Origin of the sequence: Eikenella sp. NML070372 (assembly GCF_001648415.1) — a bacterium.
Lineage (GTDB): Bacteria > Pseudomonadota > Gammaproteobacteria > Burkholderiales > Neisseriaceae > Eikenella > Eikenella exigua.
Genome location: NZ_LXSN01000003.1, coordinates 199,999 through 221,890, shown reverse-complemented (window position 1 = coordinate 221,890; position 21,892 = coordinate 199,999). Strand labels below are relative to the sequence as shown.

At 56.1% G+C, this 21,892-nt stretch carries 22 protein-coding genes; 12 read left to right on the top strand and 10 right to left on the bottom strand.

Annotated elements, in window-relative coordinates; genetic code table 11:
* Positions 1-43: 43 nt before the first annotated feature.
* Positions 44-355 carry a YqjD family protein gene (locus A7P97_RS01300; protein ID WP_067530000.1) on the bottom strand — a complete coding sequence of 104 codons (312 nt, stop codon included), beginning with the start codon at positions 353-355 and terminating at the stop codon, positions 44-46.
* Between the two features lie 400 nt (positions 356-755).
* Here A7P97_RS01300 and A7P97_RS09535 point away from each other — a divergent pair, with 400 nt between their 5' ends.
* From A7P97_RS09535 to A7P97_RS01270, 6 genes are all read left to right on the top strand, one after another.
* Positions 756-1,157: a hypothetical protein gene (locus A7P97_RS09535; protein ID WP_231865620.1), complete on the top strand. Its 402-nt coding sequence runs from the start codon at positions 756-758 to the stop codon at positions 1,155-1,157.
* A 61-nt stretch (positions 1,158-1,218) separates the two neighbouring features.
* A complete protein-coding gene (locus A7P97_RS01290; RefSeq protein WP_067529998.1) occupies positions 1,219-1,716 on the top strand; it encodes an acyl-CoA thioesterase in 498 nt (165 codons plus the stop codon).
* A 139-nt stretch (positions 1,717-1,855) separates the two neighbouring features.
* Positions 1,856-2,239 (top strand): aspartate 1-decarboxylase, encoded by a 384-nt coding sequence (gene panD, locus A7P97_RS01285; RefSeq protein ID WP_003824535.1) that lies wholly within the window; start codon positions 1,856-1,858, stop codon positions 2,237-2,239.
* A gap of 178 nt (positions 2,240-2,417) precedes the next feature.
* Positions 2,418-3,173, top strand: a complete 756-nt coding sequence (gene surE, locus A7P97_RS01280) for a 5'/3'-nucleotidase SurE (RefSeq protein ID WP_067529997.1) — start codon at positions 2,418-2,420, stop codon at positions 3,171-3,173.
* Positions 3,170-3,835, top strand: coding sequence for a protein-L-isoaspartate(D-aspartate) O-methyltransferase (locus A7P97_RS01275; protein ID WP_067529996.1), 666 nt, complete (start codon positions 3,170-3,172; stop codon positions 3,833-3,835). Before surE ends, A7P97_RS01275 begins: the two co-directional genes overlap by 4 nt.
* Before the next feature lie 87 nt (positions 3,836-3,922).
* Entirely contained in the window at positions 3,923-4,921 is a 999-nt protein-coding gene (locus A7P97_RS01270; RefSeq protein ID WP_067530081.1) for a peptidoglycan DD-metalloendopeptidase family protein, read from the top strand.
* A gap of 150 nt (positions 4,922-5,071) precedes the next feature.
* Here A7P97_RS01270 and prmC read toward each other — a convergent pair whose 3' ends face one another.
* Together prmC and A7P97_RS09935 are read right to left on the bottom strand one after the other, a co-directional pair.
* Positions 5,072-5,884 (bottom strand): peptide chain release factor N(5)-glutamine methyltransferase, encoded by an 813-nt coding sequence (gene prmC, locus A7P97_RS01265; protein ID WP_067529995.1) that lies wholly within the window; start codon positions 5,882-5,884, stop codon positions 5,072-5,074.
* Positions 5,885-6,085: 201 nt separating this feature from the next.
* Positions 6,086-6,232 carry a hypothetical protein gene (locus A7P97_RS09935; protein WP_156497460.1) on the bottom strand — a complete coding sequence of 49 codons (147 nt, stop codon included), beginning with the start codon at positions 6,230-6,232 and terminating at the stop codon, positions 6,086-6,088.
* A 380-nt stretch (positions 6,233-6,612) separates the two neighbouring features.
* Between A7P97_RS09935 and earP the strand changes: the two genes are divergently transcribed.
* Both earP and A7P97_RS01250 read left to right on the top strand, forming a co-directional pair.
* Positions 6,613-7,803, top strand: a complete 1,191-nt coding sequence (gene earP, locus A7P97_RS01255; RefSeq protein ID WP_067529993.1) for an elongation factor P maturation arginine rhamnosyltransferase EarP — start codon at positions 6,613-6,615, stop codon at positions 7,801-7,803.
* A 162-nt stretch (positions 7,804-7,965) separates the two neighbouring features.
* Complete coding sequence (locus A7P97_RS01250; RefSeq protein WP_067529992.1) at positions 7,966-8,754, top strand: DsbC family protein; 789 nt, start codon at positions 7,966-7,968, stop codon at positions 8,752-8,754.
* 48 nt (positions 8,755-8,802) lie between these two features.
* Here A7P97_RS01250 and A7P97_RS01245 read toward each other — a convergent pair whose 3' ends face one another.
* The 5 genes from A7P97_RS01245 to A7P97_RS10850 form a co-directional block, all read right to left on the bottom strand.
* The gene (locus A7P97_RS01245) at positions 8,803-9,171 is read right to left on the bottom strand and encodes a DUF4298 domain-containing protein (protein WP_067529991.1); all 369 of its coding nucleotides are present in this window, start codon (positions 9,169-9,171) and stop codon (positions 8,803-8,805) included.
* Between the two features lie 164 nt (positions 9,172-9,335).
* The gene (era, locus tag A7P97_RS01240; RefSeq protein ID WP_067529990.1) at positions 9,336-10,250 is read right to left on the bottom strand and encodes a GTPase Era; all 915 of its coding nucleotides are present in this window, start codon (positions 10,248-10,250) and stop codon (positions 9,336-9,338) included.
* Positions 10,251-10,335: 85 nt separating this feature from the next.
* On the bottom strand, positions 10,336-10,767 hold the full coding sequence (locus tag A7P97_RS01235) for a hypothetical protein (protein ID WP_003823646.1): 432 nt from the start codon (positions 10,765-10,767) through the stop codon (positions 10,336-10,338).
* A gap of 137 nt (positions 10,768-10,904) precedes the next feature.
* Complete coding sequence (gene rnc / locus A7P97_RS01230; RefSeq protein ID WP_231865619.1) at positions 10,905-11,678, bottom strand: ribonuclease III; 774 nt, start codon at positions 11,676-11,678, stop codon at positions 10,905-10,907.
* Between the two features lie 274 nt (positions 11,679-11,952).
* Positions 11,953-12,084, bottom strand: a complete 132-nt coding sequence (locus A7P97_RS10850; RefSeq protein WP_255361553.1) for a hypothetical protein — start codon at positions 12,082-12,084, stop codon at positions 11,953-11,955.
* 643 nt (positions 12,085-12,727) lie between these two features.
* Between A7P97_RS10850 and A7P97_RS01225 the strand changes: the two genes are divergently transcribed.
* The gene (locus tag A7P97_RS01225; RefSeq protein ID WP_082887553.1) at positions 12,728-13,453 is read left to right on the top strand and encodes a helix-turn-helix domain-containing protein; all 726 of its coding nucleotides are present in this window, start codon (positions 12,728-12,730) and stop codon (positions 13,451-13,453) included.
* A gap of 82 nt (positions 13,454-13,535) precedes the next feature.
* Positions 13,536-14,945 carry a Trk system potassium transporter TrkA gene (gene trkA, locus A7P97_RS01220; protein ID WP_067529989.1) on the top strand — a complete coding sequence of 470 codons (1,410 nt, stop codon included), beginning with the start codon at positions 13,536-13,538 and terminating at the stop codon, positions 14,943-14,945.
* A 134-nt stretch (positions 14,946-15,079) separates the two neighbouring features.
* Here the strand turns inward: trkA and dnaK are convergent, their stop codons facing one another.
* Positions 15,080-17,011: a molecular chaperone DnaK gene (gene dnaK / locus A7P97_RS01215; RefSeq protein ID WP_067529988.1), complete on the bottom strand. Its 1,932-nt coding sequence runs from the start codon at positions 17,009-17,011 to the stop codon at positions 15,080-15,082.
* Positions 17,012-17,415: 404 nt separating this feature from the next.
* Between dnaK and A7P97_RS01210 the strand changes: the two genes are divergently transcribed.
* Positions 17,416-18,171, top strand: a complete 756-nt coding sequence (locus A7P97_RS01210; RefSeq protein ID WP_067529987.1) for a glutathione peroxidase — start codon at positions 17,416-17,418, stop codon at positions 18,169-18,171.
* Between the two features lie 179 nt (positions 18,172-18,350).
* A complete protein-coding gene (locus A7P97_RS01205; protein ID WP_067529986.1) occupies positions 18,351-19,748 on the top strand; it encodes a dihydrolipoyl dehydrogenase in 1,398 nt (465 codons plus the stop codon).
* Between the two features lie 657 nt (positions 19,749-20,405).
* Here the strand turns inward: A7P97_RS01205 and A7P97_RS01195 are convergent.
* Positions 20,406-21,605, bottom strand: a complete 1,200-nt coding sequence (locus tag A7P97_RS01195; protein ID WP_067529984.1) for an acetate kinase — start codon at positions 21,603-21,605, stop codon at positions 20,406-20,408.
* Positions 21,606-21,892 lie beyond the last annotated feature (287 nt).

Sequence of the window (21,892 nt, the reverse complement as noted above, 5' to 3'; positions counted from 1 at the left end):
CGCCCGCCTGCACAGGGCGGGGCGGGCGGCCGGGTGGCAAGCATTAACGGCGGTTAAGCAGCACGCCCACGACCAAACCGGCGAGGGCGGCGAAGCCCATGGCGTAGTAGGGTTTGTCTTGCACCAGTTGGTCGGCCTGGCGGGCGGTGTGTTTCACGCGCTCGGCAGCCACTTCTTCAAAATCACCCAATTTGCGCCGGGCAACCTGCAATTTGCGCTGCAGCTTGCCGCGCAGCTGCTCAGCTTCTTTGCTGCCTTCTTCAACGCCGCTGTGGTACAGCTCTTCCACGTCGTCGAGCACGGCGCGCACTTCTTGCAAGAGTTCTTCTTTCTGCTGGTCAAAATCTTTACTCATGTTTTAATCTCCTGATTGGGTTGGGGGAGAGCGGCATTCTGTCTGCCGCTTGGGTTTATATAAGGCGGAAGGTCGGCTTATCAAGGCTGAAACCTTTACAAAATTCCATCTTCAAGTACATTTCTTCGCGCCTCGCTTCTCGAATGCCTGAAAATATTCCAATCTTATCTGCGTATTCCGTAAGCCAATAGAGTGGATTGATTTCAATTTTGCCACAACTTTGCCACAACGTTGGGCTGCAGTTCGCCGATTGGTATCGATAGGGTAGTTAATTCATTATATAATCACACTTTTCTGTATTCACTCCCCGGGTGTTTGTGTCTGACTTGAGCAAAGGCGTGGTGTTGTGGCTGCTGTCGCAGTTGCTGTTTAGCGTGCTGTATCTCTGTTTAGCCATTGGATGCAGCCGATTAGCGGCACGGATGTGTCTGCGCTGCGCATGGTGATGACAGCGGCAGGGTTGTGGCTGATAATGACGTGGACGCTCGGTCTGGCGGCAATGCCGCGTTTTGTGCAACAGTTTCTCACCAGCCCGCGCCGTTGGCTGCTGTTGCCGCTGTTGGGCGGATTGAGCGCGGTATCGATGTCGCTGAACATGAAATCGGGGCTGCTGCCAGTCAACCTGTTTGGCATGTTCAGCTATGTGGAACCGGCTTTGCTGTTTTTGCTGGCGGTGTTGGTGTTGAAAACGCCGGTGCAGCCCTCGGCCTACATCACCTACGGCCTGATTTGGGCGGGGCTGCTGCTTTTGGTGGCCAACGGCTGGCGGGGCATGCAGAAATCGCACCATAAACAAGTTTAATCAAACCATGCTGCATGAATAGCATAAAATAATTCTTTTATCTCACACACCGAGGAATACCATGACCGAATCCCACACTCGCCAGCTGCCCGCGCACGAATTGGTGATGTCTGAACTGATGATGCCCAACGCTGCCAATTTCAGCGGCAATGTACACGGCGGCGAGCTTTTGCGCCTGCTCGACCAGGTGGCATATTCCTGCGCCAGCCGCTATAGCGGGCACTACTGCGTTACCCTGTCTGTGGACAAAGTATTGTTTAAAGAGCCGATTCATGTGGGCGAACTGGTTACGTTATACGCCAGCGTCAACTACACCGGCCGCACTTCTATGGAAATCGGCATCCGCGTGGAAGCACAAAACATCCGCACCGGCCAAGTACGCCACACCAACAGCTGCTATTTCACCATGGTGGCCATGGAAAACGGCAAACCCGTGCCCGTGCCGCCGCTGCAAATCACCGGCGAACGCCAGCGCTGCCGCCACGAAAAAGCGCTGCAGCGTAAACAACTCAGCCTGCAAGCTTCTGCTTCCCTGCCCTGCGGCTGCGGAGCAGAATAAGGCTGCCTGAAACTTGCAGGCCGGGCAGAAATGCCCGGCAAACCGGCATGAGCGGAAAGAGGCTACCTGAAAATAACCGGCAGCCTTCAGCCCGCGCACCGCTTGCGATAAAATACCGCTTTTTTCCAGGATTCCCGATATGTTCCGAACTTTGCTGGGCGGCAAAATCCACCGCGCCACCGTTACCCGCGCCGATTTAAACTACGTAGGCAGCATCACTGTGGATTTGGATCTGCTTGATGCGGCTGGCATCTGCGTAAACGAGAAAGTGCAGATTGTGAACAACAACAACGGCGAGCGGCTGGAAACCTACACTATCGCCGGCGAGCGCGGCAGCGGCGAAATCTGCCTCAACGGCGCGGCGGCACGGCTGGTGCAGCCGGGCGACGTGGTAATCATCATGTCGTACGTTTTGCTCTCCGAGCCGGAAATCGCCGCACACCGGCCGAAAGTGGTGCTGGTGGACGCGCAAAACAAAATCCGCGACGTAATCGACTATGAGCCGGCCAATACTGTTTTGTAAACACTAAAGGCTACCTGAAAGCGATGCCTTGGCGCAGCCAAGGTTGAATTATTGTGTAGCCAAAGCGGCCGCTTCAACAGAGCCCAAATCCCAAACCGAGTTTCAGGTAGCCCGCTGCCCCGTTGGCAGGCTACCTGAAACCCCAAACCACCCTTTCTCAGGCAGCCACAAGCCAACCATGAATATCCTCATCAGCAACGACGACGGCTACCAAGCCGAAGGCCTCGCCATCCTCGCCCGGGTGGCCGCCGAATTTGCCAACGTGCGCGTGGTCGCCCCCGAGCGCAACCGCAGCGGCGCCAGCAATTCGCTTACGCTCGACCGCCCGCTGCGCATTCAGGAAGCCGCCAACGGCTTCTATTTTGTGGACGGCACGCCCACCGACTGCATCCACCTCGCCCTGCACAGCCTGCCCGATTTCCAGCCCGACTGGGTATTTTCCGGCATCAACCACGGCGCCAATATGGGCGACGACACTCTCTACTCCGGCACCGTAGCCGCCGCCACTGAAGCCTATCTGCTCGGCATTCCCGCGATTGCTTTTTCGCTCAACGACAAAAGCGGCCGCTATTGGCGCACCGCCGAACAGGCCGTGTGGCGGCTGCTCACCCATCTGTTCGCCGCGCCTAAGCCCGCCGCGCCCGTACTGTGGAACGTCAACATCCCCGCCGTGCCGGAAAACCAAATCCAAGGCATCACCACCGTGCGCCTGGGGCGGCGTCATCATCAGCAAAGCGTGGTGGCCGCCCGCAGCCCGCGCGGTGAGAATGTGTATTGGATTGGCGCAGCCGGCGAAGTGCTTGGCCGCGAAGAAGACACCGATTTCGCGCAAAACGAAGCCGGCATGATTACGGTTACCCCGCTCTCCGTGGATCTAACCGACCACGCGGGTTTAGGCGGCGTGGCGCAATTCTGGCAGGATACCGCACTATGAACGCAGCACACTCTAGCGGCAGCTTCGATTGGCGGCGGCGCAATATGGTGCAGCGGTTGGCCAAAATGGGCATCAGCCGCGCCGACGTGCTCGCCGCCATGGGCAACGTGCCGCGCCATGTGTTTGTGGAAGAAGCACTGCGCTCGCGCGCCTATGACGATATGTCGCTGCCCTTGGGGCTGGGGCAAACCATTTCCCAGCCTTACACCGTGGCCGTGATGACCCAGCTCATGCTCGGCAACGAAACAACGGAAAACTTCGGCCCGGCGCTGGAAATCGGCACTGGCTGCGGCTACCAAACCGCCGTGCTGCAAGCCGTGGGGCTCAAGCAGATTTATTCGGTGGAGCGGCTGCAGGCACTGCACGAAAAAGCCAAACACAACCTGCGCACCGCCCGTTTGCTCGGCGGCACGCGGCTGGTGTGCGGCGACGGCTATCTCGGCCTGCCCGAAGTTGCCCCCTTCCGGGGCATCATCGTGACTGCCGCGCCCGCCGAAGTGCCGCTGCCCCTGCTGCAACAGCTCGCCGTGGGCGGCCGTATGGTGATTCCGCTGGATGAAGGCGGGCAGCAATACCTGTGGCTCATCGAAAAAACCGCCCACGGCTTCCACGAAACCTGCGTGCATGAAGCCCGCTTTGTACCGCTGATTAACGGAACTTAACCGCGATAAACGCCGCCCAACCTTGCATGAAACCGCACGGATTGCTTATGATTGCGCTGTTTCCGTGCACAGAAAGCCCGCATCCCCATGAATCAATTGTTTACCTTCCGCACCCTCCCCCTCGCCCTCACCGCTTTCCTCGGCGCTTGCGCCCTCACCCAGCCGCCCGCCCCGGTGGTGTCCGGCAACGGTGCCGGCTACGGCAACAACTACGGCGGCAACACCGCCGCGGCCGACAACAATCCCTATGGCGCGCAGCCCTACAGCCCGCCTGCCGCCACCCAAGCCGCTAATACCACCCCCTACTCTCCTCCGGCTGCTGCGCCCGCTCCCTATACCCCGCCCGCAGCCAGCACCGCTCCTGCCGGCGGCAGCGGCTACACTCCGTCTTACGCCCCGGTGGACGTAAACGCCGCCCAGCACACCGTAGTGCGCGGTGACACCGTGTATAACATCGCCCTGCGCTACCGCATCAGCCAAGACAATCTGCGCGCTTGGAACAATCTGTCCGACAACAACATCAGCGTCGGCCAAGTGTTGCGCGTGAAACCCGCAGGCTATACTCCGCCCGCCACCGCGCAAACCCCGCCGCCCGCCACCGCGCAAACCCCGCCGCCAGCCACCCCGCCACGCACCACCCCAACACCCACGCCCGCCCCGTCGTCCAACACCGCGGCCACCCCAGCCGCCACGCCTTCCGTATCCGGCAGCACCCGCAGCACCGCCGGCATCACCTGGCAGCGCCCCACCGCTGGCAACATCCTCACCCGCTTCGGCGGCAGTGAAAAAGGCATCAACATCGGCGGCACCGCCGGCCAGCCCGTTGTGGCCGCTGCCGACGGCAAAGTGGTGTACAGCGGTTCCGGCCTACGCGGCTACGGCAACCTCATCATCGTGCAGCACAACCAAACCTACCTCACCGCCTACGGCCACAACCAGCGCCTGCTCGTGCGCGAAGGCCAAACCGTGCGGCGCGGCCAAAGCATCGCCACCATGGGCAACAGCGACAGCCAGCGCGTGCAGCTGCACTTCGAGCTGCGCAAAAACGGCCAGCCGGTAGACCCGCTGCAATATATTCCGAACTAATCCCTCGGGTGAAACAAAGGCTACCTGAAAACCACAAGCCGGTTTTCAGGTAGCCTTTTGAGTGCGCCGACAAAATAAAGCCGTTTATCTCCGTGTATAGCGGAACACTGCCCAAACCAAGGGCAAGCCAAGACCGTCAAAGCGTGTTGGCTATACCGCCTTCCGCCCGATGCTTACCCTATCCAGCCCGGCCAAATCGCGCAGGGTTTCCACCTGCTGCCAGCCGTGTTCGGCCAACATGCCGCGCACAGCTTCGCCTTGGTTCCAGCCGTGTTCCAGCAGCAGCCAGCCGCCGGGTTTCAGGTAGCCTTGGGCTTGGGCGGCGAGGGTGCGGATATGGCTGAGGCCGTCGGCAAAATCGGTGAGCGCGGCGGCGGGCTCGAAGCGCAGGTCGCCTTGCTGCAAATGCTCGTCTCCGGCTTCGATGTAGGGCGGATTGCTGGCGATGATGTCGAACAGGCCTTCTGCCGCAGGCCGGGCCGCAAACCATGAGCCTTGCGCCCATTCAATACTTGCGCCCAGCGCGGCGGCATTGGCTTGCGCCACGGCCAGCGCATCGGGGCTGATGTCGGAAGCACGCACGGCGGCATCGGGGCGCTCCAGCGCCACGGTGATGCCGATGATGCCGCTGCCGCAGCCCAAATCCCACAGCCGCCCGCCCGGGGGCAGGCGTGCAAGCGCGGCTTCCACCAAAAGCTCGGTTTCGGGGCGCGGAATCAGCACGGCGGGCGACACACGGAAACTTCTGCCGTAAAACTCGCGGCTGCCAAGCAAATAAGCCATCGGCTCGCCCCGGCGGCGGCGCGCCGCCAGCATATCGAGCACGGCACGTTGCGGCTGCGGCATCTCGCCGCCGCCGCGGCTGATGAGCCGCACATGAGTGATGCGGCACACAGCCTCCACCAGCAGCCGCGCCTCCAGGCGGGGAAGGCGGCAGGTATCCAGCCATTGTTGGAAAGTCATGATTGCTTCTTTGTTAAATCAAACGGCGGCTATGGTAGCCGAAACGACGGCGCGGCAAAAGGCTACCTGAAAGCATCGGCTCGGATGCAGTTTCTAGCCAAGCTATAGTGAATTAACAAAACCAGTACAGCGTTGGCCCGCCTTGCCGTAACGTGTGTACTGTCTGCGGCTCGCCGCCTCGTCCTGATTTTTGTTAATCCACTATAAAAATGATGATCGCCATTGCAGCGGCATTTTCAGGTAGCCTCCTGCCCTGCCCAACAGGCCATTTTTGCCGTCGTCATTGAGTGGTGCAGCAATGCGGAAGGCTACCTGAAACTTGCTCGGCTGCTCGTGCGGGAACAGCATCGCCTCCAAGCTGTCCGCCCATCTGCCGCAGGCAATAATCTGCCAAAAAAACGCGGCTATCGCAGCTTTATTCCTTACCCACAAAAGCTGTGGAAAACTTTGTGGAAAACCCTGTTGGAAGCGTAAGATTTCCTGATAAATCAGGCCTTGGCTTAGGTTGCATAAAAAATGGCCAATTTTTTAAAATTTATAAATATCATCGTGTTATATGAAAGCAAAACTTGTCAAGCGGTAAATTCGAGCCTTCATACCACTCTGCAAGCGGTACTTTTAGCCCCTTGTGGGAAAACCAAAAAAATTTCCGCTAAAACGCTTGACAGGGCGCATAGCTAACGTAAATTGCCGTCCTGTCTGAAAATTTGCCCAGCGAAAGATTTATCGTGCCATCCAACCCATTTTTTCCACCCAAACATACCGACACCCCGCCCGCCGCCTGGTTATTTTGCCGCGTGATCGACAACTACGGCGACATCGGCGTTTCCCTGCGGCTGGCACGCCGGCTGAACGAAGCCGGTTTTCAGGTAGCCCTCTGGCACGACAATCCCGCCACACTGGCCAAACTGCTCGGTGATGCCCCGCCGCCTGCCGCGATTCGGGCGCACCATTGGCAGGGCGATGCGGCCGAAAGCATCGCGGCCGAATTGGCCGCAGTTGCGCCCGCCGTGGTGATCGAAACCTTCGGCTGCGATTTGCCTCCCGCCGCGCTTGCCGCTGTCCGCACACACCGCCCGCTGTGGCTCAATTGGGAATATCTCAGCGCCGAGCCTTGGGCGGAAGCCATGCACGGCAAGCCTTCGCTGCAAGCCGACGGCACGGAAAAATATTTTTGGCTGATGGGTTTTAGCGAAACCAGTGGCGGCCTCCTGCACGAAGCAGGCTACCTGAAAAAACAGCAGGCTTTTCTTGCCAACCCCGCCGCCCAAGCCGCCTTACGCCGCCGCTTGGGGCTACCTGAAACCCCGCGCCGCGCCGTGCAATGTTTCTGCTTCGGCTATGCCGGCGCACAATGGGCAGATTGGCTCGCCGCCTGGCAGGCAGCGGGCGAAGCCTTAGACGTATGGCTGGCCGACCGGCAAATTATCCGCAGCCTGCACCAAGCCGGCGCGATTCCCGAACATGCCCTGCATGAGCCCGGCAGCGTGTGGCAGGCCGGTGCGGTACGGCTTATCCGAATTGGTTTTGTGCTGCAGGCCAAATTTGATGCCGTGCTGTGGCTGGCCGATATGGCCATCGTGCGCGGCGAAGACAGCTTCGTGCGCGCCCAGCTCGCCGGCAAACCCCTGCTGTGGCACATCTATCCGCAGGCCGAGCAGGCACACCTGCCCAAGCTGCACGCCTTCTGGCGTAAAGCCGCCGCGTTTACCCCGCTGCCCGTTGCCCACCAAGCCCTTTCCGACGACTTGAACCACGCCGCCGTGCTCACTCCAGCCGCCCGCACAGAAAGCTGGCGGCAGTTGCTGCAACAGCTGCCGCAATGGCGGCAGGCTGCGGAAAAATGGCAGGGTAAATTGCTGCGCCAATCCGATGCTGTAGAGCGCGTATTGGCACGCTGGCCGGGGCTGTTGGGCTGAAAAATACATTGCTGCTGCCCAAACAGTTTCAGGTAGCCTTTACAAAGGCTACCTGAAAGCCAATCCGGACGATAAATGACATTTACACGCCACAAAAGCCCGCCTGCACAGATTTCGGTATAATGCGCCCCTGTTTTTAACCATCTTAATGAGAACAAACAAATGAAGCACACCCTCTCCGCTATCTTGCTGGCCGCACTGCTGCCCCTAGCTGCCTGCAATGCCCAGCCCGCCGTGCAGCAAAACGCCTCCGGGGCTGCCGCTGCGGCCGCCTCCGCGCCTGCCGGCAGCCCCGAAGCCGTTATCCGCAGCAAGCTCACCCAAACCTACGGCAACCAAGGCCTGGAAGTGCTGAGCGTTACCCCTGCTCCCGTAGGCAACCTATATGAAGTGTTCCTTTCCGGCAATCAGCTGGTGTACATGACTGGCGACGGCAACTATATGTTTACCGGCGATTTGATCGATGTGAACAAACGCAGCAACCTTTCCGAAACCCGCCGCGAAGAGCTCAACCGCATCGACTTCGCCGCCCTGCCGCTTGATTCCGCCATTAAAGAAGTGCGCGGCAACGGCAGGCTGAAAGTGGCCGTGTTCTCCGACCCCGACTGCCCCTTCTGCCGCCGTTTGGAAAAAGAATTCGAACAGATGACCGACATCACCATCTACAATTTCATGATGCCCATCCCCGATCTGCACCCCGCTGCAGAAGCCAAAGCTGTGCGCATTTGGTGCAGCTCCGACCGCACCGCCGCCTGGATCAATTGGATGCGCAAAGGTACCGTGCCGCCCGAATCCGCCGGCTGCGCAAACCCGGTGAAAGAAACCATGGCGCTGGGCAACCGCTACGGCTTCAACGGCACCCCCACCATAGTGTTCCCCAACGGCAAAGTGGTGCCCGGCTATATGCCGAAAGATGCTTTGCAGCAAGCGTTGGAAGCCAACCAGAAATAAGGCATATGCCCAAACAAAGGCTACCTGAAACTTTCAGGTAGCCTTTGTTTATTCATCGGTTGCTGCCAGGTCGAAACGAAAGCGGTTTTGCGGATCGAGCTCGTGGGTGGCGGCGCGCAGCCAGATCCAGGATAGGTCGTATTGCTGCTGGAAGGCATTCCACAGGGCGTCTTCGCTCATGATGCTGTATTCGCCTTCGGTGGCCAGGGAAACGGGCAGGCCGTTTTCGATGGCTTGGTGCAGCGACATGTATTCGCGGTCGTAAAAATCGGACATTTCGCGCATCAGCTGCATGGCGTGTTGCCATTGCTCCTGGGCAGCCTCCAGCTCGGGCAGCAGGCGCTCCCATTCGCGGTAGAGGGCTTGGATGCGGTTGATGCGCTCTTGGGCGGCTTCGGGAGTGATGGGGTGCGACATATGGCCTCCGGTGTGGGATGGAGTGATGGGTGGTGGTGTGTGGCTGATATGGGCGGTTAGCGGGCAGAAGCGTTGAGGCTACCTGAAAGCGTCAGCTTCAACGCAGTTAAAATGAGCGAAGCAAATTTCTGCGCAGCTAAAGCGTAAGCTGCAACGAAGTAGCCCTACAGCCCGAATTCTTGCAGGAAGCGGGCATCGTCTGCCCAGCCGGATTTCACTTTCACCCAAACTTTGAGGAATACTTTGGTTTCAAACAGTTTTTCCATATCCAGCCGGGCTTCGGTGGAGATTTTTTTCAGTTTTTCGCCGCCTTTGCCGATGATGATGGCTTTTTGGCCGTCTTTGTCTACCAACACGGCGATGTAGATGCGGTATAGCCCATCTTCTTCTTCAAACTGCTCCACTGCCACGTTGGCGGCATAGGGCAGCTCTTCGCCGAGGTGGCGAAACAATTTTTCGCGCACGATTTCGGCGGCGAGGAAGCGGGCGGAGCGGTCGGTGACCGCGTCTTCGGGATAGAGCGGCACACCCTCGGGCAGATGGGGGCGCAGCCGGGCGAGCAGCTCGCCGATGCGCAGCCCATGTTTGGCACTCACAGCCTCTACGCCGGCAAAATTAAATTCTTGCTGCAGCTGTTGGATAAAGTCGTCGAGCTCGGCTTTGCTTTTGGCGCGGTCGATTTTGTTTACCACAAGGATGACGGGCAGGTGTTTGGGCAGCAGGCGGATCACGGCGCGGTCGGCTTCGCTGAAACGCATGGCTTCCACCACGAAAGCCACCACATCTACGCCGCCGATGGCTTCGGTAACGTTTTGGTTGAGCCGGTCATTGAGTGCGTTGCGGTGGCGGGTTTGGAAGCCGGGGGTGTCCACGAACACGAATTGGGTGTCGGTATCGGTGTAGATGCCGGTGATTCTGTGGCGGGTGGTTTGGGCCTTTTTGCTGGTGATGCTGATTTTCTGGCCGATGAGGTGGTTCATCAGCGTGGATTTGCCTACGTTTGGCCGGCCAACGATGGCCACGAAGCCGCAGCGGAAGGCGGTTGGGTGTTTGGTGTTGGAATAATTCATGTTGTTCATATGGATATATTTTCAGGTAGCCTGTGCGGGATGCTCAATAGGCTACCTGAAAACGTGGGCTTCAACAAAGCTAAAATATAGCGGCTTAGTTTTTAATGCGAACTTTGTCTTCTGGGTTGCCGAACACGATTTCGGGCAGATTCCACTGTGCCATGAGTTTGTTCAGCGCTTTGATTTTCACCATGCGCACGGGTTTGCCGGCCAGAATGGGGGCGTTGATGGCGAAGCGGTTGATACCGAGCAGGAAGTTGATGCACTCCTGCACCAACATATCGTTGCCTTCAAAGCGGATTTCGGTGGCGCTGGTGAGCATGCCGGTGCCTTTGGCCCACACGCCTTTGTCGTTCAGTTTATAGCCGTTCTCCTGTGCCCAAGCCTGCCATTCGGGTGAGTTTTCCGCACCTTCTGGCACATGGATGCGCAGCTCGGGATAGTCTTTTACCGCGTTTTTGGAGGAGAACCATAAGAAGAAGATGCCGATAAATGCGCCGAATAAGACGCTGAACACAAAAACCATGATTGAATCCTTTATTAAGTTGAAAATGAGTGGCTAATATATAGCATGCCGTTTTCTGTCGGTAAATCCTGCCTGCAAGGCTTGTTTGCATTAGCTCAAACATTATTGGCCTGAATGATGGCGGCATCAGCAGCGATTCAGGCACGGGATTTGCGGTGTTTTTTGTTTTTGCCGGGCAGCGGATGCTGCTCTTGCAGCCAATCCAGCGCCTCTTTGGCCGCAACCTGTTCGGCGGCGCGGCGGCTGGCGGCTTGGGCGCGGGTGATGTGGGCGAGTTCGCCCAGGTCGCAGGCGATGTCGAAACGGGCATCGCAGCCTTCGCCGGATTGGTGTTCGATGCGGTATTTGGGTAGTGGCAGGCGGCGGGCTTGCAGGGCTTCTTGAAGCAGGGTTTTCGGGTCTTTGCCCTGGTTGCTCAAGTCGATGTTGGCGATGCGCTGGGCAAACAGGCGGCGCACGGTTTGCTCGGCGACGGCAAAATCGGCATCGAAGCTGATGGCGGCTAATAGGGCTTCCACGGCATCGGCCAGGATGGAGGGGCGGTCGAAACCGCCGCTTTTGAGCTCGCCCACGCCCAAATACAGCGCGTCGCCCACGCCCATGCTGCGGGCGATTTCGGCGAGCACGTCTTGGTTGACCAAATTGGCGCGCAGGCGGGAGAGTTCGCCTTCGCTATAGCCGGGGAAGGCATCGAACAGCATTTTGGCCACGCTGTAATCGAGAATGGCGTCGCCGACAAACTCGAAGCGTTCGTTGTTTTGGGCGCTGTAGCTGCGGTGGGTAAGCGCCTGCTCGAAGAGGCGTGGATTCTGGAAGCTGTGGCCGAGGTGGCGTTGCAGTTCTTCGCCGGCCCGGGCACGGCGCGGATCGGGCTTCGGGAGCTTGCGGGGTTTGGCGGTGGGTTTGCTCATGATGGCGGGATTATATCGGGTTTGGCGGCGCGGCGCAGGCAATAGATGGTTTTCAGGTAGCCTCTATGTGGTTTGCGGAAGGCTACCTGAAAAGTGGCGGATTATGGTGTATTAAAAAGAATGCCTCTGCATTGGCTCGCCTTGCCATATCGGCTGGCTTGCCTGCGGCTCGCTGCTTAGCCCATTCGTTTTTATCCATTCTGTTTTGCCTGCCTGGCGGCTTGTGCTTTCAGGTAGCCTTTGTTTGCCGGATAAAGGCTACCTGAAACCTTGTTTACACGGTTTGCAAATACTTGGCGGCTGTGTCGCGGGAGCGCAGATGGCGATTGAACATCATGGCGATGTTGCAGATGAGGAAATGGTCTTTTGGGGTAACGCTCAGGCTGGTTTCATTTAGCTCAACCAAGCCTTCGGCGACAAAGTACTGGGACAGAGAGCTGTCGACATTCGGCGGAGCAGCAAGTCATTTTCGTTGAGCAAGTAGCCTCGGAAGAAGGAGCATACAACCTTCACGCAAGATTATAGAGAGTTCGTCTTTAGGTTTGGCAAAGTGGTGTGTCCACGCCGATAAAAATGTAGTCTTCACTGGCCAGTGCTGCACGATTTGCTGGAACATGTCTAGCTTGGTGTTGCTATCGGGCACGATGTTGGTGTCAATGCGGCATTGGTGGCAGATGGTGTCGCGGAAGGGAATGTGGATTAATAGAGCGAGAGGAGGCTAGGGGAAACTTTGCACGGCTCGGATGTAGTATTAGCAGTGAAGCTGTTGTAGAGGTGGTCAGCGGTGGAGATAGGGATGTAGTATGAATCATTGGCGGGTAGGGGGTGATAAGCTAGCGGTCGAAGATAATTTCTTGAGTGTGGTCGGTAAGCATGGTTGTATTTATGTTGCTGTTACTATTTGATAAATATGCAGTATAGGTTTTGTTTGTGAAATCGGGTAAAATGCCAGTGTTCGGCAATCTGCCCCAAATATTGCAAGGTGGCAAGTATAAACGATAATTGCCGCCGCTTCATAGGCTCTTCTTGCTTAGAAAGTTAGCACACACATGAAAGCCATGCCCCACTCCACAACTTGCTCGCGGTGCGTTTTTAAAGAACTATGCCAGCCCAATGCCGCGATTGCGGTGGCAGTGGAACGTGTTGATGCGGTTATCAAACGCAGCCGTCGCCTGAAAAAAGGTGATTTCCTGTTCCGTAATGGTGACGGGTTCGATTCGCTGTTTGTGGTACGCACCGGTTTCCTGAAAACGGTTATAGCCAACCAAGACGGGCGGGATCAAGTTACTGGTTTTTTTATGTCGGGCGAACTGGTGGGCATGGACGGCATCTGTAACCAAATACACTACTGCGATACGGTGGCGCTGGAAGATACGGAAGTGTGCGAGTTGCCCTATGCTAATATGGAAGAACTGTGCGCGGCGGTACCCGAATTGCAGTTGCATTTCTACCGCCTGTTCAGCCAAGAAATCGTGCGTGACCAAAATGTGATGCTGCTTTTGGGCAATATGCGTGCCGAAGAGCGGCTGGCGGCATTTTTGCTGAATTTGTCACAACGATTGAAAAAACGTGGCCTATCGGCCAACGATTTTATTTTGCGTATGTCGCGCGAGGAAATCGGCAGCTATTTGGGGCTGAAGCTGGAAACAGTGAGCCGAACACTCTCCAAATTCAGCCAAGAAGGGCTGATTGAAGTGGAATACAAACACATCCGCTTGCTCAAACCTGAGCGGCTCAAGCAACTAGTTTCTGGCATTCAGCCCGCTATGGTTTAAAGCGGCCTATCGCATTTACCTTTACTTCTTAACCCTTTGGCAGGCTACCTGAAACTTTAGCCGCCAAGTCTAATCTTCCAATATGAAAATCCTCATCTTAGGTAGCGGCCAAGTAGGCACTGCCGTAGCACAGAATCTGGTGGAAATCCCCAACCACGACGTTACCATCATCGACAATGATCCCGAAGCCCTGCACAACATTGGCAGTAAGCTCGATGTGCAAACCCTGCTGGGCAACGGCTCCTCACCAGCCATGATGGCCGAAGGCGGCGCCTACGACACTGATCTGCTGCTTGCTCTCACCCGCCACGATGAAACCAATCTAGCCGCCTGCAAACTGGCTTCCAGCCTGTTCAACATTCCTAACCGCATCGCCCGCGTGCGCCTTTCCGATTATTTGGAATTCACCGGCTGCGATGCCGAAGAAGATAACGCTGGCCGCGGCACGCTCGATTTATTCGGCGTGAGCGAATCCATCTGCCCCGAACAGCTGGTTACCGAGCGGCTGGCCGATTTGCTCTGCCACCCCAGCGCCCTGCAGGTGCTCACCTTTGCCGAAGATAAAGTGCGCATGCTCGTGGTGCGTGCGCAAAGCGGCGGCCGGCTGTTGGGACAGCCGATCCACACCATCCACGAACACCTGCCCGAAGGCACCGACTGTCAAATCTGCGCCATCTACCGCAACAACAAGCTGATTATGCCCACGCCGCAAACCGTAATTCAGCCGGGCGACGAAGTATTCGTGGCCGCCGCCACTTCTCAAGTGACCGAAGTATTGCGCGAATTACGCCCGCAGCAGCAGCCCACACGGCGTGTGATGATCGCCGGCGGCGGCCAAATCGGCTTCCGCCTCAGCCGCCAGCTGGAAGACCGCTTCGATGTGAAAATCATCGAAATCAACGAAAAACGTGCCGAATGGCTTTCTGAAAACCTCAACAGCACTCTCGTGCTACACGGTTCTGCCGCAGACGAAAGCCTGCTTGAAGGCGAATACATCGACGAAATCGATGTGTTCTGCGCACTCACCAACGATGACGAAAACAACATCATGGCCGGTATGCTGGCCAAAAGCCTCGGTGCCAAACGCGTTATCGCCATCGTCAACCGCTCCAGCTACGTGGATTTGCTGCAAGGTAACACCATCGACATCGCCGTGTCGCCCCACTTGGTGACCATCGGTTCAATTTTGGCGCATATCCGGCGCGGCGACGTGGAAGCTGTACACCCCCTGCGCGGCGGCAATTCCGAAGCCATCGAAATCGTGGCGCACGGCGACAAAGACACTTCCAAGCTGGTCGGTCGCCGCGTGAGCGCCGTGCGCTGGCCCAACGGCTGCCACGTTGCTGCCGTAGTGCGCGATGAAGAAGTGTTTATGGGACACCAAGACGTGCAGCTGGCCGACGGCGACCACATCATCTTGTTCGTGGCCCGCCGCCGCGTGGTGAGCGAATTGGAGAAACTGATTCAAGTGCGCATGGGTTTCTTTGGCTAGCAACAACAGCCTGGATTTACAAAAAGGCTACCTGAAAAATTTAGCTTCGCAGAAACTTTGCTGTGCTGCGTTTTAACTGCATTGAAGCTTCGCTTTCAGGTAGCCTTTTCATCATTCGCTAAAGCGGACAATACTTATTTGTCATCTTTCACTTCTTCAAACTCGGCATCTACCACATCATCGCCTTTTTTCGGCTGCTCGCTATCGGCAGACTGACCAGTTTGGGCTTCCTGAGCCTGTTTCTGGGCATCGGCATACAGCATTTCGCCCAGTTTCTGGCTGGCTTTGCCCAGCTCTTCGGCTTTGGCATCGATAGCGGCTTTGTCGTCGCCTTTCACGGCTTCTTCGGCTTCTTTCAGCGCGGCTTCGATTTTTTCTTTCTCGGCTGCGTCGAGTTTGTCGCCGTAGTCGGCCAGTGATTTTTTCACGGAGTGAATCAAGGCTTCGGCCTGGTTGCGGCTCTGCACCAGTTCGTGCAGTTTTTTATCCTCTTCGGCGTTGGCTTCGGCGTCTTTCACCATGCGTTCGATTTCTTCCTCGCTCAAGCCGGAAGAGCCTTGGATGGTGATGTTGGCAGCTTTGCCGGTACCTTTGTCTTTGGCAGACACGTGCAGGATGCCGTTGGCGTCGATATCGAAGGCAACTTCAATCTGCGGCATGCCACGCGGAGCGGGGGCAATATCGCCGAGGTTGAATTGGCCGAGTGATTTGTTGGCAGAAGCGCGTTCGCGTTCGCCCTGCAACACATGGATGGTTACGGCGCTCTGGTTGTCTTCGGCGGTGGAGAACACTTGCGAAGCCTTGGTGGGGATAGTGGTGTTTTTGTTGATGAGTTTGGTCATCACACCGCCCATGGTTTCGATGCCCAAAGACAGCGGGGTAACGTCGAGCAGCAATACGTCGCTGCGGCCGCCACCCAACACTTCGCCCTGAATGGCGGCACCCAAGGCCACGGCTTCATCGGGGTTCACGTCTTTGCGCGGTTCTTTGCCGAAGAATTCTTTCACGGTTTCCTGAACTTTGGGCATACGGCTCTGGCCGCCCACCAAAATCACGTCGTCGATGTCGTTCACGCTCAAGCCGGCATCTTTGATGGCAGTGCGGCAGGGAACGATAGAACGCTCGATCAGGTCTTCCACCAGGCTTTCAAACTTGGCGCGGGTAATCTTCATGGCCAAGTGTTTGGGGCCGGTGGCGTCCATGGTGATGTAGGGCAGGTTCACTTCGGTCTGCTGGCTGCTGGAAAGCTCGATTTTGGCTTTTTCGGCGGCTTCTTTCAGGCGCTGCAAAGCCATCACATCGGTTTTCAGGTCGATGCCCTGGTCTTTTTTGAATTCAGAAATGATGTAGTCGATCAGGCGTTGGTCGAAGTCTTCGCCGCCGAGGAAGGTGTCGCCGTTGGTGGAGAGCACTTCAAACTGTTTTTCGCCGTCCAAATCGGCAATTTCGATGATGGAAATATCGAATGTACCGCCGCCCAAGTCGTACACGGCGATTTTGCGGTCGCCTTTGCTGCCTTTGTCCATGCCGAAAGCCAGTGCGGCCGCGGTGGGCTCGTTGATGATGCGTTTCACATCCAAACCGGCGATGCGGCCGGCGTCTTTAGTGGCCTGGCGCTGGCTATCGTTGAAATAGGCCGGCACGGTAATCACCGCTTCGGTTACTTTTTCGCCCAAATAGGCTTCGGCGGCTTCTTTCATTTTGCGCAGCACTTCGGCGGAAATCTGCGGCGGAGAAAGCTCTTTGCCCTGCGCCTCTACCCAAGCGTCGCCGTTTTTGGCTTTCACTATTTTAAAAGGCATCAGGTCAATGTCTTTCTGCACTTCTTTATCTTCAAATTTGTGACCGATCAGGCGCTTTACCGCGTAGATGGTGTTTTTCGCGTTGGTAACCGCTTGGCGTTTGGCCGGTGCACCCACAAGGATTTCGCCGCCGTCCAGATAGGCGATAACAGAAGGGGTAGTGCGTGCGCCTTCAGTGTTTTCGATCACTTTGGTCTGACCGTTTTCGGAAATGGCCAGGCAGGAATTGGTGGTACCCAAATCGATACCGATAACTTTTGCCATAATGGATTGCTCCTTGAGATTAGTAGAATTCAGGCAGCGCCTTGCTGGCGCTTTAACTTGCTCAGTAAATGGGTTTGCCTGTTTTTTTTTCAAGGGAAAAGGCTATTTTCATTTTAATAGATTGATTTTTATTGAATTAAATAGTTTCAGGTAGCCTTTGGCAACAAATTTCCGCCAAGCCTATTGAATTTTTGCCGCCAGCCCTAATAAGAATAAATGTTGTTTCCCATATATATGCACCACTAGGCGTAAGCGAGATATTTATAGCTCAAAGCAATTCGTATTATTTGAACTATAAATTATACAAATCGCCTGGCGGCAGCTAGAATGCCGCCCTGTCGATACACCGTATCTCGCAAATTCATCCGCATTATTTTTGACACCCTAGATATAAGGAGCCCGATATGTCCATCAACATCAAAAACCGCGACCAACTGGTTGGCCAGCAAGTTCCGAAAGTAACCTTCCACACCCGCGTGGCCGACTCTTGGAAAGACGTCACCACCGACGACTTGTTCAAAGGCAAAAAAGTAGTGGTATTCGCCCTGCCCGGCGCATTCACCCCCACCTGCTCTTCCAGCCACCTGCCGCGCTACAACGAGCTGGCTCCTGCATTTAAAGAAAACGGTATCAACGACATCCTGTGCGTATCCGTAAACGACACCTTCGTGATGAATGCCTGGGCGGCCGACGAAGAAGCCCACAACATCACCATGGTTCCCGACGGCAACGGCGAATTCACCCGCGGCATGGGCATGGAAGTGAGCGATGAAGACATCGGCTTCGGCAAACGCTCTTGGCGCTACTCCATGCTGGTGGACGATGGCAAAATCGTAGAAGCCTTCATCGAGCCGATCAAAGAAGGCGACCCCTTTGAAGTTTCCGATGCCGACACCATGCTGAAATTCGTGGCTCCGAACTGGAAACCGCAAGAATCCATCGCCATCTTCACCAAACCCGGCTGCCCCTTCTGCGCCAAAGCCAAAGCCGCTTTGAAAGAAAAAGGCTTGGCCTACGAAGAAATCGTGTTGGGCAAAGACGCCAGCATCGTTTCCGTACGCGCCATCACCGGCAAAGTAACCGCCCCGCAAGTGTTCATCGGCGGCAAATACATCGGCGGCAGCGAAGACTTGGACGCATACTTGGCCAAACGCGCCTAATTTTCCAGCTATCCAGTTGCCAATACAGTAGATAGCTTTGCGAGCCGCCCGAATAGGGCGGCTCTTTTCCCAAGACCTTTCAGGTAACCTGTTACCCCACAGCAGCCGATATTTTTCAGGTAGCCTTTTGCCAACCATACAGGCTACCTGAAAGGTCTTCCCACATAAGGAAAGCAAACATGAAACACCTCACCGCAGACGTTGTCGTTATCGGCGGCGGCACCGCCGGCATGGGCGCCTTCCGCAATGCCCGCCTCTACACCGAAAACGTTTATCTCATCGAAAGCCACGTTTTCGGCACCACCTGCGCCCGCGTCGGCTGCATGCCCTCCAAGCTCTTGATTGCCGCCGCAGAAGCCCGCCACCACGCCCTGCACACCGATCCCTTCGGCGTGCATCTGGATAAATCCAGCATCAGTGTAAACGGCGAAGAAGTAATGAGCCGCGTCAAATCCGAGCGCGACCGCTTCGTCGGCTTCGTGCTGGAGGACGTAGAAGCCTGGCCCGCCGAGCGCCGCATCATGGGGCAGGCCAAATTCATCGACGAGCACACCGTGCAAATCGACGACCACACCCAAATCCGCGCCGAACGCATCGTAATCGCCACTGGCTCCCGCCCCATCGTACTGCCGCAATGGCAGACACTGGGCGACCGTCTCGTCATCAATGATGACGTATTCTCATGGGACACCCTGCCCGAGAGCGTGGCCGTATTCGGTACCGGCGTGATCGGCCTCGAGCTTGGCCAAGCCTTGAGCCGCCTCGGCGTACGCGTGGAAATGTTCGGCCTGGGCGGCCTCATCGGCGGTATTTCCGACCCTGTGGTGCTGGAAGATGCCAGAGCCATCTTCGGCCAGGAAATTCCGCTCCACCTCAACGCCCAAACCGAAACCCGGCTCAACGATAAAGGCCAAGTAGAAGTGGCATGGACGCAAGACGGCGAAAGCGGCGTATTCACCGCCGACTGCTTGCTCGCCGCCATCGGTCGCCGCCCCAATGTGGACAACATCGGGCTGGAAAACCTCAATATCGAGAAAGATGCACGTGGCGTGCCCGTAGCCAACCCGCGCACCATGCAAACCAGCATCCCGCACATCTTCATCGCCGGCGACGCCTCCAACCAGCTGCCCTTGCTACACGAAGCCGCCGACCAAGGCAAAATCGCCGGTGAAAACGCCGGCCGCTACCCCGATGTACGGGACGGCCTGCGCCGCAGCATGATCGGCGTAGTATTCTCCAATCCGCAGATCATCAGCGTGGGTGCCCGCTTTACCCAGCTGGAAAAAGAATACGGCAGTAAGCTCGTGGCTGGCCAAGTATCCTTCCGCAACCAAGGCCGCAGCCGCGTGATGCTGGTAAACCAAGGCAGCCTGCGGGTGTATGCCGACCGCGAAACCGGCCGCTTCCTCGGCGCCGAAGGCATCGGCCCCGCACTGGAACACATCGCCCACCTCCTCGCCTGGGCGCACCAGCAGCACATGACTGTGCCGCAAATGCTAAACATGCCCTTCTACCACCCCGTAATCGAAGAAGGCCTGCGCACTGCCCTGCGCGACGTAGCTGCCAAACTGGCCTAAAGGCTACAGAAAAACATTTTCAGGTAGCCTACCTAGTAACGTGAGGCTACCTGAAAAGGGAATTTGAATCATTTGGGTGTTGGATAATTCATATAGGTTGAGTTAAATTGAAATTCATAACCCAATCTTACGCTAAATAACTTAATTTTATACAACGCTATTCAATTCTTTTAAATCTTTCGCCTGTATTACGAAGAATCATTTCTCCAGTAGTTTGGTCAATAGCAAATTCAGTATTTCATTTACTATTCAGTGTGTCATTCAGCAATTTGCCCTCTAGTGTATGAGTATCTAAAGGATTACTCCCCTGTGATTTAACAACTAAAGGCATCTTCATTTTGTTTAATTTCATATTGATAGTTATTTAATTGGGCTCTGCTACTTTCCCACAAACTCTGCCCCCGGCTTGTCACCACAACCGGCCAGCAGTAAGGTCAGCTCCAATACCAATACGGAAAACAGTTTTTCATCGCTTGCTCCCCTCATCCAAAAACTATCGGTCAAATTGAGCTGCCCGCCTCGTTCACCACTCGCGCCGCTGTGCAGCATATACGAGCAAGAGAAGACGGTAGCACACATATGGCAAGGTAAAGGCTACCTGAAACTGAAGACAAACGGTTTCAGGTAGCCTTTACCTTGCTTCAACAGTGATTTGGTTTATTCGATGCTGGCTAGATGGGCGGTATCTTGGGCAATCATCAACTCTTCATTGGTGGGGATAACCATGACTAGCGAGGTGCTGCCAGCTTGACTAATGATACCACCTTCGCCGAACCGGGCGGCAAGATTGGCTTTCTCATCTACGGTGAGGCCAAGGAAGCCCAGGTAGCCGATGGTTTTACTGCGGATGGTACTGGAATTTTCGCCGATACCACCAGTAAAAACGAGTGCGTCCAGGCCGCCTGCAGCTACACTCATGGAGGCAACGTATTTAGCCAAACGGTAGGAAAATACTTCCAACGCAAGCTTGGCGCCTTCGTGTCCTTTGCCGGCAGCTTCTTCTATTTCGCGGCAGTCGTTGGAAAGCTCGGAAATGCCAAGCAGGCCGCTTTGTTTATGCAGCAAGTCGGTGATCTGCTCAATATTCAGGCCGACGTTGTTGTGTAGAAAGGGGAACACGTTGGCGTCGATATCACCGCTGCGGGTGCCCATCACTAGGCCTTCAAGCGGGGTGAGTCCCATGCTGGTATCGCAGCATTTACCGCTATTGGAAGCAGCAATAGAAGCACCGTTACCAAGGTGGGCAATCACGAGGCGCAGGCCTTCTTCGCTACGGCCGAGCAAGCGGGCAGCTTCGATGGCCACGAAGCGATAGCTGGTGCCGTGGGCTCCGTAGCGGCGCAAGCCGTATTGGCGATAAAGCTCGCGCGGCACGGCGTAGGTGTAGGCGTACTCGGGCATAGATTGGTGGAAGGCAGTATCAAACACAACAGCATGCGGCACGTGACTGAAAATACTCATGGCAGCACGGATACCGAGCAGGTTGGCAGGATTGTGTAGCGGGGCAAGCATGATGCACTCTTCAATGCCTTTAATCACTTCATCGTTAATCAGGCAAGATTCTTTGAAGCGTTCACCACCATGTACCACGCGGTGACCGACTGCGCCAATGCGTTTGTCAAGCTTACGTGCTTCCAATTCACTCATCAAGGCTTCAACAGCGCCGGTGTGATCGGGCTTCCCAGCGAGGCTTACGGTACGTTTTTCACCGTTTGCTTTAAAAATAATGCGCGCGTCGGACAGGTGGAGTTTTTCGGCCAGGCAGCTCAGCAGAACTTCGCCGTTGGTGCTGTCTAATACGGCGCCTTTAACAGAGGAGCTGCCACAGTTTAATACCAGAATCAGTTTATCAGACATGATGTCCCTTTATATGTAAATTATACAAAAACGGCGGTGCCGCCGGCTGCTTGTTTTTTCTTGCGAATACAATGAAATTGCTAAGAAAACCAGCGGCTATTGTAACAAAACTACTCTATCTTCTCCATGCCTGCAGCCAATCTTGTACGGGCAGGGCATAAACTATGCTTTCAGGTAGCCTTCAGATATTGGCAGGCTGCCTGAAACTCGCCGCGCACAGCTTAATTCACCTATCTAACAAAAACGTGATTCCAGTTGGAACCACGTTTTTGTTTCAATATTTAGTC

Bases quoted from the DNA above. Each gene is read 5' to 3' on its own strand.
- A7P97_RS01235 (WP_003823646.1), bottom strand. From the start codon at position 10,767: ATGGTTTTTGTGTTCAGCGTCTTATTCGGCGCATTTATCGGCATCTTC.
- A7P97_RS01250 (WP_067529992.1), top strand. From the start codon at position 7,966: ATGAAGCACACCCTCTCCGCTATCTTGCTGGCCGCACTGCTGCCCCTA.
- era (WP_067529990.1), bottom strand. From the start codon at position 10,250: ATGAACAACATGAATTATTCCAACACCAAACACCCAACCGCCTTCCGC.
- A7P97_RS01270 (WP_067530081.1), top strand. From the start codon at position 3,923: ATGAATCAATTGTTTACCTTCCGCACCCTCCCCCTCGCCCTCACCGCT.
- A7P97_RS01195 (WP_067529984.1), bottom strand. From the start codon at position 21,605: ATGTCTGATAAACTGATTCTGGTATTAAACTGTGGCAGCTCCTCTGTT.
- rnc (WP_231865619.1), bottom strand. From the start codon at position 11,678: ATGAGCAAACCCACCGCCAAACCCCGCAAGCTCCCGAAGCCCGATCCG.
- prmC (WP_067529995.1), bottom strand. From the start codon at position 5,884: ATGACTTTCCAACAATGGCTGGATACCTGCCGCCTTCCCCGCCTGGAG.
- surE (WP_067529997.1), top strand. From the start codon at position 2,418: ATGAATATCCTCATCAGCAACGACGACGGCTACCAAGCCGAAGGCCTC.
- A7P97_RS01225 (WP_082887553.1), top strand. From the start codon at position 12,728: ATGAAAGCCATGCCCCACTCCACAACTTGCTCGCGGTGCGTTTTTAAA.
- A7P97_RS09535 (WP_231865620.1), top strand. From the start codon at position 756: ATGCAGCCGATTAGCGGCACGGATGTGTCTGCGCTGCGCATGGTGATG.
- panD (WP_003824535.1), top strand. From the start codon at position 1,856: ATGTTCCGAACTTTGCTGGGCGGCAAAATCCACCGCGCCACCGTTACC.
- A7P97_RS01290 (WP_067529998.1), top strand. From the start codon at position 1,219: ATGACCGAATCCCACACTCGCCAGCTGCCCGCGCACGAATTGGTGATG.
- A7P97_RS01245 (WP_067529991.1), bottom strand. From the start codon at position 9,171: ATGTCGCACCCCATCACTCCCGAAGCCGCCCAAGAGCGCATCAACCGC.
- A7P97_RS01300 (WP_067530000.1), bottom strand. From the start codon at position 355: ATGAGTAAAGATTTTGACCAGCAGAAAGAAGAACTCTTGCAAGAAGTG.
- A7P97_RS01205 (WP_067529986.1), top strand. From the start codon at position 18,351: ATGAAACACCTCACCGCAGACGTTGTCGTTATCGGCGGCGGCACCGCC.
- A7P97_RS09935 (WP_156497460.1), bottom strand. From the start codon at position 6,232: ATGCTGTTCCCGCACGAGCAGCCGAGCAAGTTTCAGGTAGCCTTCCGC.
- A7P97_RS01275 (WP_067529996.1), top strand. From the start codon at position 3,170: ATGAACGCAGCACACTCTAGCGGCAGCTTCGATTGGCGGCGGCGCAAT.
- dnaK (WP_067529988.1), bottom strand. From the start codon at position 17,011: ATGGCAAAAGTTATCGGTATCGATTTGGGTACCACCAATTCCTGCCTG.
- trkA (WP_067529989.1), top strand. From the start codon at position 13,536: ATGAAAATCCTCATCTTAGGTAGCGGCCAAGTAGGCACTGCCGTAGCA.
- A7P97_RS01210 (WP_067529987.1), top strand. From the start codon at position 17,416: ATGTCCATCAACATCAAAAACCGCGACCAACTGGTTGGCCAGCAAGTT.